Below are 229 nucleotides of genomic sequence, written 5' to 3' on the forward strand. Positions count from 1 at the left end.
CTGGTGATCGTTGCAATCTGCCCGTTTATCGCAAAGCTTGGAATCAATGCGGGCGCCAGCATTGAGGTCGTACTGTCGGCGGGACCGGCACTTTTGTTGCAGGAGATCGGAAACTTAGGAACCATTTTCCTGGCGCTGCCGTTTGCGCTTCTGCTGGGGCTCAAAAGAGAGGCCATCGGCGCGACTCATTCCATCAATCGGGAGTCAAATCTTGCCCTGGTTACGGATT

The 229-nt window shown here is 54.6% G+C and carries 1 protein-coding gene; it reads left to right on the forward strand.

What is annotated here, in order from left to right; genetic code table 11:
* Positions 1–229, forward strand: a 229-nt coding sequence (locus tag HJY11_RS13755; protein WP_208076477.1) for a DUF3100 domain-containing protein, incomplete at both ends; no start/stop codon positions are given.

It is taken from the genome of Bittarella massiliensis (ex Durand et al. 2017) (assembly GCF_017566145.1).
In the GTDB taxonomy this organism is placed as follows: domain Bacteria; phylum Bacillota; class Clostridia; order Oscillospirales; family Ruminococcaceae; genus Bittarella; species Bittarella massiliensis_A.